Raw genomic sequence first — 17,258 nt, 5'->3', positions numbered from 1 at the left:
GGTATTTTAAAATGAATAGCCTGATAAAATTTCGGTAACATCCTTATTGTTTTGATATTTTTTTCTTAACTCAGGTAGGTCTTTTTTTGCTTTACCGCAATATTGAGCGATTGATTTTTCAATCATCTTCTTATTTTCTTCGGGAAGGGTGTTATCCCACTCACCTGCAAAATGTTCACAGTTCTCGGCGGTTATAGTAAATTCAGCGATATCTGAAGGTTCATTGTTTTCCTCGCCAAATGAATAGCTGCTAAATACCAAAAACAATAAAATTACCGTTACAGTTTTCATCATCATCTCCATCGATTAACTCGCTCTCCATACACTTCAAAGAATCTACCCACACAACTAAAACTGCACCACCTTCCACAGCAGCGAGCGATAAATTGGCATCAGCGGGTGGTTATGCATCAGCACAAAGCTCACTACGGCGGCGATCCACATGGCAACGGCTGCAATACGTAGACGCCACGGTGTAAGCCACTGAGACAGTTTATCCGCCGAGCGTTTGCCCTCTCGCCACCAGCGCCAACTCAGCCACGCCGCAATCCAAATCGAAACCACTACCAACGCCAATAACACTTTGAATAACGTGCTACCGCTGCCTGCCGGTATATCAATCGCGACACCGGCTAAGATCCCCGGCAGGAAATACACCGGCGGCCACGTGATACAGCCAATAATATTAGGTGGAATAAATTTGCGTGGCGGCAGTGCCAGCATGCCCGCCACCATCGGTACAACCGGCCGCGTTGGGCCAACGAAACGGCCAATCAGCACCGTCATCATGCTATGACGATGGAGAGCATGTTCGGTTCGATCAAGCAGCGCTTTGTTTTTCTTGATAAATGACCAGCGATGGAGCGGATCTTTGAAAGCGCGGCCAATAAAATAGGAGACCCAATCGCCGGCAAAACACGCCAGAATCCCCACACCCCACGCATAGTAGAAATTCACCTGTCCGCTGCCAATTAATGCGCCCAGCGTTGCCATCATCACCGTACCTGGTAAAAGCAGCCCGACCAATGCTAAAGACTCCAAAAACGCCACTAAAAACACGGCGATCAGAGAGTAGGTTACCGATTGGGTCACCAAGTGTTGCAGGTACGCTTCCATAATTCTTCCACCGGAAATAATGAGCCAGCGATTTTGCGGAGCCGACCGTTTGCCGTCAACCTATCATTGCCGGGATAAACGTTTATTTACAAATGAGTAACTTAATGAGTATAGGTGCTGTGTGATGTTACGTACGCCTAACGCATCGGTGCTAATATCAAAATAGTGCGGGCGTCCGTGCTAGGGGGCTCACCGCCGCCCCCTAGCGACCCGGCTCGGCACCGTCCCTCAGCCTGCTACGCAGGTTCCTTCATCTCGTCATTTCGGTTTTAACGGAACGAACGGCAATCGCCATCCTGGCTCCTCCGTTCTTTCGCCGACATCCCTGTCGGCGAATCCTAACCTGCATTCCTCAATTCAGCTGAAGGACAACGTGCCACATCAGGTCAACGTCAAAAGATAACATTGCCCATCAACTCTTTTAGCTTTGGATTTTTAGCTTTTAGTTATGGCTGTTGACCTTCTCCGGCACGTTACCGTACAGCCGAACGAAAAACGACGGGTCAGCACGAGCCACAGGGATGTGGCGAGAGTCGTAGGGGCGCCGGGAGCGCCTCTGCGACGGTGCGGTTAAACCCATAGTTTGTAGAGAGGGAACCCGCGCAGCGGGCTGGAAGGTGGTGCCAAGCCCGGATGCAAGGCGGCGGCGACTGAGCCGCCTTGCTCGGACGCTTGCACAATGTCACTGTGAAGTTCGATGCCTATAAGCGTACGAAACCTAACACCACTCCATCATAAACAATCACCACACGTAGCCTTAAGCCTAATAATAGACAACCACTGTATAAATACTCATACTAGCTATGTTCTCAGCAACCTAATCGGTAAAAATCACCGCGATGGCAAATACCCCACAGCAAGGCTTCGTCCTCACCCGTCATTGGCGGGATACACCGGCTGGCGTGTCGGTGGAGCTGTGGCTGGCGACCGATAACGGCCCACAGAAAGTCTCTATTGCGCCGCAACAAGCCGTTGCGTTTTTACCCGCAGAACAGCTGCCACAGGCAGAGAAGGTGCTGAAAAACGAGCGCAATATTGAGATAAAACCGCTGCCGATGAAGGATTTTCATCAGCGTCCCGTCGTGGGGATTTATTGCCGTAGCTATCGCCAATTAATGAACCTTGAGAAAACCCTCAAGGAACAAGGCATGACGCTGTATGAAGCGGATATCCGCCCGCCAGATCGCTATTTGATGGAGCGTTTTATCTGCGCTCCGGTGTGGTTTTCAGGCCAGCAGGATACACAAGGCGTTTGGCGCAATACGCAGCTAAAACCGAACCCCAGCTATCGCCCAACGCTTAAGCTGGTATCACTGGATATCGAAACCACCATGCACGGCGAGCTTTATTCCATCGGTCTGCATGGCTGCGGCCAGCGCGTGGTGTATATGTTAGGCCCTGAAAATGGAGATGCTAGCCAGCTCGATTTCGATCTGGTTTACGTGAACAGTCGCCCACTGTTGCTCGAAGCCTTAAATCAGTGGATGGCGCATTACGATCCTGATGCCATCATCGGTTGGAATCTGATCCAGTTTGATCTGCGCGTGCTACAAAAACACGCCGAGCGTTACGGCGTTCCCTTGCGTTTAGGCCGCGGGGGCGATGCGCTAGAGTGGCGCGAGCATGGCTTTAAACAAGGACACTTTTTCGCCGCTGCCACCGGACGCCTGATTATCGACGGCATTGAAGCCCTAAAAAGCGCGTTTTGGAACTTCCCCTCTTTCAGCTTAGAAAATGTGTCTCAAACGCTGTTAGGCGAAGGGAAGGCGATGGACGATCCCTACAGCCGAATGTCTGAAATCGATCGTCGATTCCGCGAAGATAAACCCGCGCTGGCACACTACAACCTGAAAGACTGCGAACTCGTCACCCGCATATTCGAGCATACCCATCTGATGACGTTTTTACTCGAACGCGCCACGGTCACGGGCTTAAATGCCGATCGCAACGGCGGTTCGGTTGCCGCGTTCACGCATCTTTATTTACCACGCATGCACCGCGTCGGTTTTGTCGCACCGAATCAAGGCGATTTACCCGAAGAGGCCAGCCCCGGTGGCTTCGTGATGGATTCGCGCCCCGGCCTGTATGATTCTGTGCTGGTGCTAGATTATAAAAGCCTGTACCCCTCGATTATTCGTACCTTCTTAATTGACCCCGTTGGGCTTATCGAGGGCCTGCGCCAGCCTGACGATGAACACTCCGTCGCCGGTTTTCGCGGCGCACGGTTTGCCCGCGAGCAGCACTGTTTGCCGGATATCGTGAGCCAAATATGGCAAGGCCGCGAGGCCGCTAAGCGCGAAAAAAACGCCCCACTCTCTCAGGCGCTCAAAATTATTATGAATGCGTTTTACGGCGTATTGGGTTCAAGCGGATGTCGATTCTTCGATCCACGCCTCGCATCATCCATAACGATGCGTGGCCATGAGATTATGCGCCGCACGCGAGAGTTGATTGAAGCAGAGGGCTATCCGGTGATTTACGGCGATACGGATTCAACTTTTGTGTGGCTCAATTATGCGCACGATGAAAAACAGGCTGAAGCTATCGGACAACGCCTGATCGCCCTGATAAACCAATGGTGGAAAGATCACCTGCAAGCCGAATATGGCTTAGACAGCGCGTTAGAATTGGAATATGAATGCCACTATCGGCGCTTTTTAATGCCGACTATCCGTGGTGCCGAACTTGGCAGCAAAAAGCGCTATGCGGGTCTGAAAGGCGACGAAATGATGTACAAAGGCATGGAAACCGTGCGTAGTGACTGGACGCCGCTGGCGCAGCAATTTCAACAAGAGCTGTATGCGCGCATATTTAAAAACCAGCCTTACCAAGAGTTTATCCGCGATTACACCCAACGCCTGTTAGCGGGAGAATTTGACGACCGCTTGGTTTACCGTAAACGGCTAAGACGCAAGCTGAGTGAATATCAGCGCAATGTTCCCCCCCATGCTCGCGCGGCGAAAATTGCCGATGACTATAATCGTGAGCTTAATCGTCCATTGCAGTATCAAAACAGCGGTTGGATTAGCTATGTGATTACCACCGCAGGCCCTGAGCCATTAGAGCGCCAACGTGCCCCTATTGACTACGATCATTACCTTTCACGTCAGCTACAACCGGTTGCCGACGCTATTTTGCCGTTCATGCAGGATGACTTCACCACGCTGGTCGCAGGCCAGCTCGGGTTATTTTAGTTAAGACAATTCCATGTTTGGGGGTGACGAAAGCGCCTTCATCCTTTAACATAGCGCCCTTCCCTCAGTTAAAACATTTACTTCATTGCTTAATTCAAGCAACGAAGCGGCCCGCTATCGCTAATAATGTAGGCCAAGTGAAAATCACTTACCCACGGCAGCGCCTGCTGCCCATGCAGTAGTTGTTCAATCATCAGTGTTCAATACATAAAAGTTGAGTCGATAATCTATGCCATTTACCTTAGGTCAACGCTGGATCAGCGATACGGAAAGCGAATTAGGATTAGGAACCGTTGTGGCGATCGATGCCCGCATGGTGACATTGCTTTTCCCTGCGACCGGCGAAAACCGCCTTTACTCACGTAATGACTCCCCAATTACCCGCGTCATGTTTAATCCGGGTGACACTATCACCAGCCACGATGGCTGGCAGTTAAAGATAGATGAAGTCAAAGAGGAAAATGGTCTGCTGACGTATATCGGCACCCGATTGGATACTGAAGAAGCTAACGTTGTGATGCGCGAAGTATTGCTCGATAGCAAACTGACCTTCAGCAAACCTCAAGACCGCCTGTTTGCCGGGCAAATCGACCGTATGGATCGCTTTGCGCTGCGTTTCCGTGCGCGTAAATATCAAAGCGAACAGTTCCGTCTTCCGTGGAGCGGCCTGCGCGGTATGCGCGCCAGCCTGATCCCGCATCAGTTGCACATTGCTTATGAAGTGGGTCAGCGCCACGCGCCTCGCGTTCTGCTCGCCGATGAAGTGGGTTTGGGTAAAACCATTGAAGCAGGGATGATTATCCACCAGCAACTGCTGGCGGGTCGCGCTGAGCGTATCCTGATTGTGGTTCCAGAAACCTTGCAGCATCAGTGGCTGGTAGAAATGCTGCGTCGCTTCAATCTGCGCTTCTCGCTGTTTGACGATGCTCGCTACGCCGAAGCCATGCTGGATGCAACCAACCCGTTCGAAACCGAACAGATGGTGATTTGCTCGCTGGACTTTGTGCGCCGCAACCGTCAGCGCTTAGAGCAAATGGCAGATGCCGCATGGGATCTGTTAGTCGTCGATGAAGCACATCATTTGGCATGGAGCGAAAACGCGCCAAGCCGCGAATACCAAGTGATCGAGCAATTAGCCGAGCATATCCCCGGCGTGCTGCTGTTAACCGCCACCCCAGAGCAATTAGGCCAAGAGAGCCACTTTGCCCGCCTGCGCCTGCTCGATCCAAACCGTTTCCATGACTATCAAGAGTTTGTCAGCGAACAGCAGAAATATCGTCCGGTCGCCGACGCGGTGACGCTGCTGCTCAACGATGGTCATCTGACCAACGAAGAGCTCAATATGCTGAGCGAAATGATCGCCGAGCAAGATATTGAGCCATTGCTGAAAGCGGCTAACGCTGGCGGCACCGGCAGCGTTGACGCCCGTAATGAGCTGGTCAAAATGCTGATGGATCGCCACGGCACCAGCCGCGTGCTGTTCCGTAATACCCGTCAGGGCGTGAAAGGCTTCCCGCAGCGCGAACTGCATCAGATTACGTTGCCATTGCCTTCGCAGTATCAAACCGCGATTAAAGTGTCCGGTATTATGGGCAGCAAAAAAACGGTTGAAGCGCGCGCCAACGATATGCTGTATCCAGAGCGTATTTACCAAGAATTTGAAGGCGAAAATGCCACGTGGTGGAACTTCGATCCACGCGTTGAATGGCTGATGAATTTCCTGACCTCACATCGCGATGAGAAAGTGCTGGTGATTTGCGCTCAGGCGGCATCGGCAGTCAATTTGGAACAGGTACTGCGCGAGCGCGAAGCAATTCGCGGTGCGGTATTCCACGAAGGCATGACCATTATTGAACGCGACCGTGCGGCGGCCTATTTTGCTTCGCAGGAAGATGGCGCACAGGTATTGCTGTGTTCCGAAATCGGCTCTGAAGGGCGTAACTTCCAGTTCGCTCACCATCTGGTGATGTTCGACCTGCCATTCAACCCTGACCTGCTGGAACAGCGTATTGGCCGTCTGGACCGTATTGGCCAGAATCACGACATCAAGATTTTCGTTCCTTGCCTAGAAAACACCGCGCAGTCGGTCTTGGTTCGCTGGTATCACGAAGGTCTGGATGCGTTTGAGCATACTTGCCCAACCGGACGCACCATCTATGACAGCAGCTATCAAACGCTACTGGGCTATTTGGCTGCACCGTCTCAGTTGGACGGTTTTGATGACTTCATCAAAGAGTGCCGCGCTCAGCACGATACTCTGAAAGTTCAACTGGAACAGGGCCGCGATCGCCTGTTAGAAATGCATTCAAACGGCGGCGAAGCCGCGCAAGAACTGGCTGAAGCCATTGCCGATCAGGATAACGACGTTGGCTTGGTGAACTTTGCGCTGAATCTGTTTGATATCGTGGGTATCAATCAGGACGATCAGAGCGACAACATGATTATCCTGACGCCGTCAGAACATATGCTGGTGCCTGATTTCCCAGGTCTGCCGCAGGATGGCTGCACCGTCACCTTCGACCGTGAACAGGCTCTGTCACGCGAAGATGCACAGTTTATTAGCTGGGAACATCCGATTATTCGCAACGGCTTGGATCTGATCTTGTCTGGCGATACCGGTAGCTGCGCAGTTTCTTTGTTGAAAAACAAGGCATTGCCAGTGGGCACGCTGCTGTTAGAAGCCATTTACGTGGTGGAAGCTCAGGCACCGAAACACCTGCAACTGACCCGTTTCTTGCCGCCAACGCCGGTACGTATGCTGTTGGACGCGAAAGGCACCAACTTAGCCGCTCAGGTTGAGTTTGAGAGCTTTAACCGTCAGTTGAACTCCATCAACCGCCACACTTCGAGCAAGCTGGTGAACGCCGTTCAGCCGAACGTCCACGCCATGCTGCAAGCAGGCGAGGCGCTGATTGGCGAGCAAGCGACTGCGCTCATCAACGAAGCGAAACGTGAAGCCGACGAAAAACTCAGCGCTGAACTGGCGCGCTTGGAATCCTTGAAAGCCGTTAACCCGAACATTCGTGATGACGAGCTGGAAACGCTGGAATTCAACCGCCGTCAGGTGCTAGAGAACCTGGATCAGGCCGGCTGGCGTTTGGATGCGATTCGCCTCATCGTGGTGTCTCATCAATAATGACGACTCCCCTGCTCCATAATACCCTAATCAATCCGGTCGCTGGCGGCGTAGATCCTGCGCTGTCGGGAGGAACGCCGCCGCTGGGGGAATACCATCCCCCGCGTGAGCCTTGGCTGCATGTTTTATATCAAGATGAGCATATCATCGTGGTTAATAAGCCAAGCGGGTTGCTGTCTGTTCCGGGGCGTGCTGAAGAGCACAGGGACAGCGTGATGACCCGCGTTCAGGCTGATTTCCCCATAGCCGAATCGGTGCATCGGTTAGATATGGCGACCAGCGGCGTTATGGTCGTTGCGCTGACGAAAGCCGCCGAGCGCGAGCTTAAGCGCCAGTTCCGCGAACGCGAGCCGAAGAAAAGCTATATTGCCCGCATATGGGGTCATATGGAGCATGACGAAGGCCTGATCGATTTACCTTTGATCTGCGATTGGCCCAATCGGCCTAAGCAGAAAGTGTGCTTTGAGCACGGAAAATCGGCGCAAACCGGTTATCTGGTCCTAAGCCGCGATGCCGATGGTTCCACGCGAGTGAAACTGACGCCCATCACTGGTCGATCACACCAGCTGCGTGTACACATGCTGGCGCTAGGCCATCCTATTCTCGGTGATAAGTTTTACGCACATCCCGAAGCCAAAGCGATGGCTCCACGCCTTCAGCTGCACGCTCAAGAACTGCGTATTACCCATCCTGAGTTTGGCACCGCGATGCATTTTAGCTGCGAGCCTGATTTCTAAAGCCTTTCCCAATAAGGTGGCTCTGTGAGCCACCTCCTATAACCATTATCTTCTTAAGGCTATAGTCCCCTACGATCGTTTAGTTTTTCTACGGTACATCGTGACCGTACGTTTTCTATCTAAACCCTAAATCATCGTTCGCCCGGGTCCGGGGAAGGAATAGCCATGTCACTCATCAATGAATTACCCGCCATTTTCGATAGCTTCTCCGACGCACGCCGTCAGGGATTTCTCACCGTTTTAGAACTCAAAGAACAAAACATCCCGCTGGTGGGTACCTACTGCACCTTTATGCCACAAGAAATTGCCTTAGCCGCCGGCGCGGTGGTGGTTTCACTTTGCTCAACCAGCGATGAAACCATTGAAGAAGCAGAGAAAGATCTGCCGCGTAATCTCTGCCCGCTGATCAAGAGCAGCTACGGGTTTGGCAAAACGGATAAATGCCCCTATTTCTATTTTTCAGATCTGGTTGTGGGAGAAACTACCTGCGACGGAAAGAAAAAAATGTATGAGTACATGGCTGAGTTCAAACCGGTACATGTGATGCAACTGCCGAACAGCGCCAGCGATGACGCTTCACGTGCGCTATGGCGCGCTGAGATTTTGCGGTTGCAGAGCACGCTTGAACAGCAGTTTGGCCGTAAAATTAGCGAGCACGATCTGCGTACAGCCATTGCGCTAAAAAACCAAGAACGTGCGGCGCTGTCCTCTTTTTATCGTTTGGGCCAGCTTAATCCTCCCGCACTTTCTGGGGTAGAGATCCTTAAGGTCGTATACGGCGCCACCTTCAAATTCGATAAAAATGCGCTGATCGACGAACTCAACGCCTTAACAGCAAAAGTGCGGCAGGAATATGAGCAAGGCAAACGCCTTGAGCCACGACCACGCATTTTGATAACTGGCTGCCCAATCGGCGGCGCGGCAGAAAAAGTGGTTCGCGCCATAGAAGAAAACGGTGGTTGGGTGGTGGGTTACGAAAACTGCACCGGCGCGAAAGCCACTGAAATGCAGGTTAGCGAAGAAGGCGACGTGTACGACGCATTGACCGACAAATATCTGGCGATTGGTTGTTCGTGCATTTCCCCCAATACCCAGCGCCTGAATCTGCTTAGCCAGATGATTGACGAGTATCAGGCCGACGGCGTTATCGACGTTATTCTTCAGGCCTGCCATACCTACGCGGTGGAGTCTCTTGCCATCAAACGGCATGTGCGCCAGCAACATGATATTCCTTACATGGCAATCGAAACGGACTACTCCAACTCGGATATTGGCCAGCTTAATACTCGCGTGAGTGCGTTTATCGAAATGATGTGAGGAGCAGCGCGTGAGTTTAAGTATTGGCATAGATTCTGGCTCTACGGCCACCAAAGGGATCTTAATGAGCCACGCTAACGGCGGTGAGATCCTGCGCCGTTTTCTCGGGCCCACGTCGTTTCGCCCGCAGGACACGATTGATGAGGCGTGGTTACAGCTGAGTGCAGATCTAAGTGAACGACCCATGCTCACGCTCACCGGCTACGGACGTGCCTTGGTGGACTACGCCGATAAGCAGGTGACAGAGATTACCTGCCATGGCGTAGGTGCGCGTTTTTTGTGTCCTAACGCTCATACGGTTATCGACATTGGCGGGCAAGACAGCAAAGTTATCCATCTGGATACGGATGGAAGCCTCACTGACTTTCTGATGAACGATAAGTGTGCCGCGGGGACCGGGCGCTTTCTCGAAGTGATATCCCGCACGCTTGGGACTGAGGTCAGTCTGCTGGATAAACTGGTTACCGGCGTAGCTCCACATCCAATTTCCAGCATGTGTACGGTATTCGCCGAGTCAGAAGTCATCAGCCTGCGTTCTGCCGGTGTGGCGCCTGAGTCTATTTTATCCGGCATCGTTTATGCCATGGCACGCCGCAGCGCCAACTTTATTGGCCGACTCGGCGTGCGCCCGACGATCTTATTTACCGGCGGCGTAAGCCATTGTGACGCGTTTCGCCTGCATCTTAGTGAAGCGCTAGACACCGAGGTAAAAACGCATCCTGATGCTCAGTTTGCAGGGGCATTAGGCGCTGCGCTCCTCGGTAGACGGCAGAAAAAGAGAGGCCTGCATGGAGGATGAATATCTTTTTTTGTTCCACAGCACGCTAGGGGTTGTACGTTTGAAAAAACGGCTTCAGGCACAAAACGTGGAATTTAAAGTCGCAGATATTCCACGCCAGCTGAGCAGCGGCTGCGGATTGAGTATTCGGCTATGCTGTCCCGAGCCTGAACTGTCGCAATGGTGGGTTGACGGTGAAACATCGGCGATTTTTCGCTGCGAGGATGAGACGTATCACGCTGTCTCGCTGAACGCGTAAATCGACATAAAAAAGCCCGCAGTAATCTATTGCGGGCTTTTTATCGGCTAAAGGATTACTTGAATCCTTTTTCCTTCTTAATTAAATCGTAAGCGGCCTGAATCTCTTGCGCTTTCTGTTTGGCCATTTCCATCATTTCCGGCGGCAAACCTTTCGCTACCAGTTTATCTGGATGGTGCTCGCTCATCAGCTTGCGGTACGCTCGTTTGATCGTCGTGGCGTCGTCGTTCGGCTTAACACCTAACACTTTGCAAGCATCCGCTAACGTTGGCCCCGTTTGGCGCTGATAGCCGCCACCGTATCCGCCTTGCTGCTGATACTGTCCTTGTTGCTGGTAGCCACCGCCAAACTGGCGCCCACCCTCCATCATGCTCAGGAACTGATCAAACTGAATGCGAGAGAAGCCAAGCTCTTCGGCGATCACATACAGCACCGCTCGCTCATTCGGATGCAACGAACCATCGGCAAATGCGGCCTGTAGTTGGATCTCCAAGAACATACGGATGAGATCGACACGCCCAAAGCAGATGCTGCGCAATTCTCGCAGCTTTTCACGCAGGGGGAAATCAGCCTGCTTACCTTCGCGAAACGCCTGCTGCGCCGCCGTTCTTGCCGCACCGTGCAGCTGCATTCTTTCCATCAGCGCACTGGCAACGTGAATATCTGCTTCGGTTACACGCCCTTTTGACTTGGTTAAATGCCCCATCACCTGAAACGTTGTGCTAAAAAATAGAGCCTGTCGCTGCGCTTGGTTAGAAAAGTAGCCACTACTTCTCACCTGACGCGACTTGTCTATCATATGGCCAATAAGTAGCCCTAACACAACGCCCCAAAAGCCTGTTCCTGACATTAGACCAAGAACTAATCCGATTAATTTACCCCAATACTGCATATCGTCCTCAATTCATCATGCCGAGGGACATAATTTGCTTTATCATACCTGTCATTTATTCTGACGCCTAACGACAGCAACCAAGAATGCGTCAATTTAACACTAGCGCAACGCTTAGGGGTGATATAGTCTCTGACCGTTCGCTGCTCGACGCCTCTGATGACGGAACTTCTGAAACCGCGTATGAAAAAAAGTATTCCAACACTGGTTGCCACCTTGGTTTGGTCGGCACTATATAGCCAGAACGCTCTGGCCGATCTTGCTGAGCAATGCTTGCTCGGCGTGCCTATGTATAACAAACCACTGGTATCCGGCAATCCAAATGATTTACCGGTGCATATTCAAGCCGATAAAAGCGATGCAAATTATCCAGATAATGCGGTGTTCAGCGGAAACGTGAACATTGAGCAGGGTAATAGCACGCTGACAGCCGATCAGGTTCAGCTCGATCAGAAGTTTCTTAAAGATAAACCCGATCCGCTGCGCACGGTCACTGCAACCGGCAACGTTAACTATTCAGATAATCAGGTCAAACTGAAAGGCCCGAACGCGTGGTCAAATCTGAATAACAAAGACACTAACGTGTGGCAGGGTGATTATCAGTTCGTCGGTCGCCAAGGTCGAGGCACGGCGGATTTAATGAAAACCCGCGCCGAGAACCGCTACACCATTTTAGAAAACGGGACCTTTACGTCCTGTTTGCCTGGCGATAATAGCTGGAGCGTTGCAGGTTCTGAAATCATTCAGGATCGGCAGGAAGAAGTGGCGGAAATTTGGAACGCGCGCTTTAAAATAGGCCCCGTTCCGGTTTTCTACAGCCCTTATCTGCAGCTCCCAATCGGTGACAAACGTCGCTCCGGCTTCTTGCTACCCGATTTTAAATACTCCAGCAACGACGGCGTTGAGTTTAGCCTGCCATGGTATTGGAACATCGCCCCTCAGGTCGATGCCACCATTACCCCACACTACATGGAAAACCGCGGTCTGCAACTGCAGAACGAGTTCCGCTATCTAACCGTGGCGGGTACCGGCTTGATGGAGCTGGACTGGTTAAACAAAGACAAACAGTACGCCGATGACCGTCTGGATAAAAACAATATCTCTGACGCGGAAAAAGATAAAAAACGCTGGTTGTTCTACTGGCAGCACAGCGGCGTGATGGACAAGGTGTGGCGATTCAACGTCGACTACACCAAAGTAAGCGATCCTTACTACTTTAACGATCTGGATTCGACCCACGGTTCCAGCACAGATGGCTACGCAACGCAGAAATTCAGCGTGGGCTATGCTGAGCAAAACTGGAATGCGAAGCTATCCACCACGCAGTTCCAAGTGTTTGCTGATGCCGGTAACTCAAACTCTTACCGTGCCGAACCACAGTTAGATTTGAACTACTATAAAAACGATATCGGACCGTTTGACCTGCATTTATATGGCCAAGCAGTTAAATTCACTAACGAAAGCGATAATCAGCCTGAAGCCGATCGTTATCACTTCGAACCAACCCTTGACCTTCCTTGGTCAAACGGCTGGGCCAGTGTGAATACCGAAACCAAGCTATTGGCAACTCACTACCAACAGACGCTGCCAGATAACAATAGCAACTTTAGCGATCTTAAAGATTCGGTAAATCGCGTTATGCCAGAGTTGAAAGTTGACGGAAAAGTCACTTTCGATCGCGACATGGATTGGGCAGAAGGCTATACCCAAACGCTGGAGCCTCGTGCTCAGTACCTGTATATCCCGTATCGCGATCAAAGCGAAATCGGCGTTTATGACTCAACGCTGCTGCAGATGGACTATACCGGCCTGTTCCGTGACCGTATCTACAGTGGTTTGGACCGTATTGCCTCAGCCAACCAGATGTCGACCGGTTTAACCACGCGTGTCTATGATGATGCGCTGGTCGAACGTTTTAACGCATCCTTGGGACAAATCTACTACTTCGAACGCTCACGTACCGGTGATGAAACCCTATCTACCGATAAAGACAAAGACACCGGCAGCCTCGTTTGGGCTGGTGATTCTTACTGGAAAATTACCGATCACTGGGGCATCCGTGGTGGCTTGCAGTATGACACCCGCCTAAACAACGTAGCGCTAGGCGATGCGGTCATGGAGTATCGTAAAGATGCTGAGACAATGGTCCAGTTCAGCTATCGCTACGCCAGCCCTGAGTATGTTACGGCGATGATCCCGCAATATGCCAATAACGATCTGTATAACCAAGGGATTAGCCAAGTGGGCGCAACGGGGAGTATTCCTGTCGCAGATCGCTGGGCGTTAGTGGCGGCGTATTACTACGACACCAATGCGAATCAAACCGCGGATTCACTGGTCGGCCTTCAATACAACACCTGTTGCTGGTCTGTTGGTGTAAACTACGAGCGTAAAATTACCTCATGGGATTCCACCTCCTCGCAGCCAAACAGTAAGTACGACAACAAGTTCTCGTTCACCTTCGCACTGCGTGGTTTGGGCACGAATTACAGCTTGGGTACGGCAGACATGCTGCAAAAAGGTATCTTGCCTTACCAGCGTGCTTTCTAACATTTTGCGATTTTTGTGGTCTAATCACTACCTAGTTGTAGCTCGATTAGTAAAAGCAGAGTTTTGACATTAACCCGCAGCGATGCGGATTGGATAAATGGAAAAGGTATGAAGAACTGGAGAACGCTGATACTCGGTGTAGCATTCTGTGCCAACACTGCGTTTGCAGCCCCTCAAGTCGTTGATAAAGTAGCCGCTGTGGTTGATAACGGTGTGGTGCTGGAAAGTGACGTCGATGGTCTGATGCAATCCGTAAAACTGAACGCGCGTGAAGCCGGTCAGCAACTGCCTGATGATGCCACGCTACGTCACCAGATCCTTGAGCGTCTGATCATGGATAACATCCAGTTGCAGATGGCGAAAAAGATGGGCATCAATATGACCGATGCTGACGTCGATCGTGCAATTGGTAACATTGCCCAGCAAAACAACATGTCGATGGATCAGATGCGCAGCCGTTTGGCCGCCGATGGGATTAACTATAAAACCTATCGTGAGCAGATCCGCAAAGAGATGCTTATTTCTGAAGTTCGTAACAATGAAGTTCGCCGCCGCGTGACTATCCTTCCGCAAGAAGTTGAAGCGTTAGCTAAACAGGTTGGATCGCAGAACGGTGCTGATACCGAGCTTAATCTCAGCCACATCCTGATTGCTCTGCCGGAAAACCCATCGCAGCAGCAGGTGGACGACGCAGAACAACAGGCTCGTCAGTTGACTGATCAACTGAACAAAGGTGCTGATTTTGGCAAGATGGCAGTCAGTTATTCCGCAGACTCTCAGGCGCTGAAAGGCGGCCAAATGGGCTGGGGAAAAATTCAAGAACTGCCTTCACTGTTTGCGGCTGCACTGCAAACGGCTAAAAAAGGTGACATCATTGGTCCAATCCGCTCTGGCGTTGGGTTCCATATTCTAAAAGTGAATGACGTTCGTGGCGGTCAGGCTAATGTGTCTGTAACCGAAGTACACGCTCGCCATATTTTGCTGCGCCCTTCTCCGGTAATGACCGACGATCAGGCTCGAGCCAAACTGCAGGACATTGCCCAGCAAATTAAGAGCAAGCAGATCACCTTTGATGAAGCTGCTCGCGCTATCTCTCAGGATCCAGGTTCCGCGCTGAAAGGTGGTGACCTCGGTTGGGCAGTTCCAACCATGTACGATCCTGCTTTCCGCGATGCGTTAATGAAGCTGCAAAAAGGCGAGCTAAGCGCTCCGGTTCACTCTTCATTTGGCTGGCATTTGATTCAACTGATGGATACACGCCAAGTTGACCGCACCGATGATGCACAGAAAGATCGCGCATATCGCATGCTGTTCAACCGCAAGTTTGCGGAAGAAGCACAGACTTGGATGCAGGAAGAGCGTGCCAGCGCTTATGTAAAAATTATTGATGGTAGCAATGCCCAGTAATCATACAGATGACACGTTTCGTGTCGTTATAACCCCCGGTGAACCTGCCGGGGTGGGGCCGGATTTGGTTATCGCTCTTGCTCAACAGGCTTGGCCTGCTGAGCTGGTAGTGTGCGCCGATCCGGCTTTGTTGCTTGAACGTGCCGCGTTATTGCAACTGCCGCTTACGCTGCGAGAATATCAGCCTGATGCCCCCGCGCAGGCACAGGCAGAAAAAACGCTCACTATTCTGCCAATCACGCTGCACGGTAAAACGTTGCCAGGGCAGCTTGATGCCAATAATGGTGCCTACGTGGTTGAAACGCTGGCGCGAGCGTGTGATGGCTGCCTGAGCAGCGAATTCGCGGCGCTCATTACCGGTCCGGTTCACAAAGGCATTATTAACGACGCGGGCGTGCCTTTCACTGGCCATACAGAGTTCTTCGCTGAACGTAGCCATCGCAATCGTGTGGTGATGATGTTGGCGACGGAAGAGTTGCGTGTTGCATTAGCCACTACCCATCTTCCACTACTTGATGTGCCGGCGGCGATTACGCCACAAACGCTGACTGAAGTTATCACGATCCTTCATCATGATTTACGTACCAAATTTGGTATTAATGAACCGCAAATTTACGTCTGTGGCCTTAATCCCCACGCGGGTGAGGGCGGTCATATGGGACGTGAAGAAATTGATGTGATCATTCCGACGCTTGAGTCACTGCGTCAAAAGGGTATTCACCTGATTGGGCCCCTGCCCGCTGATACGCTATTCCAGCCTAAGTATCTGGAACACGCCGATGCCGTTTTGGCGATGTATCACGATCAAGGCCTACCGGTGCTAAAATACCAAGGCTTCGGCCGCGCTGTGAATATTACGTTGGGGCTGCCGTTCATTCGCACCTCCGTCGATCACGGCACCGCGCTGGATCTGGCTGCTACTGGCATCGCTGATGTGGGTAGTTTCAGAACAGCATTAAATCTCGCTATTAAAATGATAAATAACAGTAATGAATAACAGAGTTCACCAAGGCCATCTGGCTCGTAAACGTTTTGGACAAAACTTCCTGACCGATCAATATGTGATCGACAGCATTGTGTCCGCTATCCATCCAATGCCAGGCCAAGCCGTGGTTGAAATCGGCCCCGGTTTGGGTGCTTTAACCGAGCCTGTTGCCGACCGCATGGACAAGATGACGGTTATCGAACTCGACCGTGATTTAGCCGCGCGACTAGCAACCCATCCGTTTATCAGCAGCAAGCTTAACATTCGTCAGCAAGATGCGATGACCGTTGATTTTGGCGAGCTGTCACGTGAACTGGGTCAACCGATACGCGTATTTGGTAATCTGCCATACAACATTTCAACGCCGTTGATGTTCCATCTGTTCACCTATACTGGAGCTATCAGCGACATGCATTTCATGTTGCAAAAAGAAGTGGTGAACCGTTTGGTTGCAGGACCGAACAGTAAAGCCTATGGTCGTTTGACCGTTATGGCGCAATACTACTGTCAGGTTATTCCTGTACTGGAAGTTCCGCCAACGGCGTTTCGTCCAGCACCAAAAGTGGACTCAGCCGTGGTTCGTTTGATCCCTCATGCGACGATTCCGCATCCGGTCAAAGACATCCGCGTACTTAGCCGTATCACCACAGAAGCTTTTAATCAGCGCCGCAAAACCGTGCGCAATAGCTTGGGCCATCTGTTCACGCCAGAACAATTGACCGAGTTGGGTATCGATCCTGCCCTGCGTGCAGAGAGCATCTCTGTCGAGAACTATTGCAAACTTGCCAACTGGCTGTGTGAGAAATCAGCAGAATAGTTGTGCAATATACCCTCTCTGTTTATCAGTTAGGGTATAAGTCTCGCTGACAACGTCATAACGGGAGCCG

At 51.5% G+C, this 17,258-nt stretch carries 13 protein-coding genes; 10 read left to right on the top strand and 3 right to left on the bottom strand.

Annotated elements, in window-relative coordinates; genetic code table 11:
• Positions 1–6 precede the first annotated feature (6 nt).
• Together BN1044_RS19230 and BN1044_RS19225 are read right to left on the bottom strand one after the other, a co-directional pair.
• Complete coding sequence (locus tag BN1044_RS19230; protein WP_081329630.1) at positions 7–291, bottom strand: hypothetical protein; 285 nt, start codon at positions 289–291, stop codon at positions 7–9.
• A 57-nt stretch (positions 292–348) separates the two neighbouring features.
• Complete coding sequence (locus BN1044_RS19225; RefSeq protein ID WP_072310030.1) at positions 349–1,116, bottom strand: DedA family protein; 768 nt, start codon at positions 1,114–1,116, stop codon at positions 349–351.
• Positions 1,117–1,955: 839 nt separating this feature from the next.
• On the opposite strand from BN1044_RS19225, the gene BN1044_RS19220 reads away from it, so the two are divergent.
• The 6 genes from BN1044_RS19220 to BN1044_RS19195 all read left to right on the top strand — a co-directional run bounded on the left by BN1044_RS19220 (position 1,956) and on the right by BN1044_RS19195 (position 10,537).
• A complete protein-coding gene (locus BN1044_RS19220; protein ID WP_072310029.1) occupies positions 1,956–4,310 on the top strand; it encodes a DNA polymerase II in 2,355 nt (784 codons plus the stop codon).
• Between the two features lie 229 nt (positions 4,311–4,539).
• The gene (rapA, locus tag BN1044_RS19215; RefSeq protein WP_072310028.1) at positions 4,540–7,446 is read left to right on the top strand and encodes an RNA polymerase-associated protein RapA; all 2,907 of its coding nucleotides are present in this window, start codon (positions 4,540–4,542) and stop codon (positions 7,444–7,446) included.
• An 83-nt stretch (positions 7,447–7,529) separates the two neighbouring features.
• On the top strand, positions 7,530–8,183 hold the full coding sequence (gene rluA, locus BN1044_RS19210) for a bifunctional tRNA pseudouridine(32) synthase/23S rRNA pseudouridine(746) synthase RluA (protein WP_072310087.1): 654 nt from the start codon (positions 7,530–7,532) through the stop codon (positions 8,181–8,183).
• 165 nt (positions 8,184–8,348) lie between these two features.
• Positions 8,349–9,500: a double-cubane-cluster-containing anaerobic reductase gene (locus tag BN1044_RS19205; protein ID WP_072310027.1), complete on the top strand. Its 1,152-nt coding sequence runs from the start codon at positions 8,349–8,351 to the stop codon at positions 9,498–9,500.
• 10 nt (positions 9,501–9,510) lie between these two features.
• On the top strand, positions 9,511–10,299 hold the full coding sequence (locus tag BN1044_RS19200; protein ID WP_072310026.1) for an acyl-CoA dehydratase activase: 789 nt from the start codon (positions 9,511–9,513) through the stop codon (positions 10,297–10,299).
• Entirely contained in the window at positions 10,289–10,537 is a 249-nt protein-coding gene (locus BN1044_RS19195) for a putative Se/S carrier protein (protein WP_072310025.1), read from the top strand. The genes BN1044_RS19200 and BN1044_RS19195 overlap by 11 nt, the downstream gene beginning before the upstream one ends.
• Positions 10,538–10,592: 55 nt before the next feature.
• On the opposite strand, the gene djlA is transcribed toward BN1044_RS19195, so the two are convergent.
• On the bottom strand, positions 10,593–11,429 hold the full coding sequence (gene djlA / locus BN1044_RS19190; RefSeq protein ID WP_072310024.1) for a co-chaperone DjlA: 837 nt from the start codon (positions 11,427–11,429) through the stop codon (positions 10,593–10,595).
• Positions 11,430–11,588: 159 nt separating this feature from the next.
• On the opposite strand from djlA, the gene lptD reads away from it, so the two are divergent.
• The 4 genes from lptD to rsmA all read left to right on the top strand — a co-directional run bounded on the left by lptD (position 11,589) and on the right by rsmA (position 17,188).
• Positions 11,589–13,979, top strand: coding sequence for an LPS assembly protein LptD (lptD, locus tag BN1044_RS19185; RefSeq protein WP_072310023.1), 2,391 nt, complete (start codon positions 11,589–11,591; stop codon positions 13,977–13,979).
• A gap of 108 nt (positions 13,980–14,087) precedes the next feature.
• Complete coding sequence (gene surA / locus BN1044_RS19180) at positions 14,088–15,386, top strand: peptidylprolyl isomerase SurA (protein ID WP_072310022.1); 1,299 nt, start codon at positions 14,088–14,090, stop codon at positions 15,384–15,386.
• The gene (gene pdxA, locus BN1044_RS19175) at positions 15,367–16,383 is read left to right on the top strand and encodes a 4-hydroxythreonine-4-phosphate dehydrogenase PdxA (protein WP_072310021.1); all 1,017 of its coding nucleotides are present in this window, start codon (positions 15,367–15,369) and stop codon (positions 16,381–16,383) included. The genes surA and pdxA overlap by 20 nt, the downstream gene beginning before the upstream one ends.
• Positions 16,376–17,188 (top strand): 16S rRNA (adenine(1518)-N(6)/adenine(1519)-N(6))-dimethyltransferase RsmA, encoded by an 813-nt coding sequence (gene rsmA, locus BN1044_RS19170; protein ID WP_072310020.1) that lies wholly within the window; start codon positions 16,376–16,378, stop codon positions 17,186–17,188. Before pdxA ends, rsmA begins: the two co-directional genes overlap by 8 nt.
• The last annotated feature ends 70 nt before the right edge of the window (positions 17,189–17,258 follow it).

The organism is Hafnia alvei (assembly GCF_900095695.1).
Taxonomy (GTDB): domain Bacteria; phylum Pseudomonadota; class Gammaproteobacteria; order Enterobacterales; family Enterobacteriaceae; genus Hafnia; species Hafnia alvei_B.
This window is presented reverse-complemented; position numbering and strand designations above follow the sequence as displayed.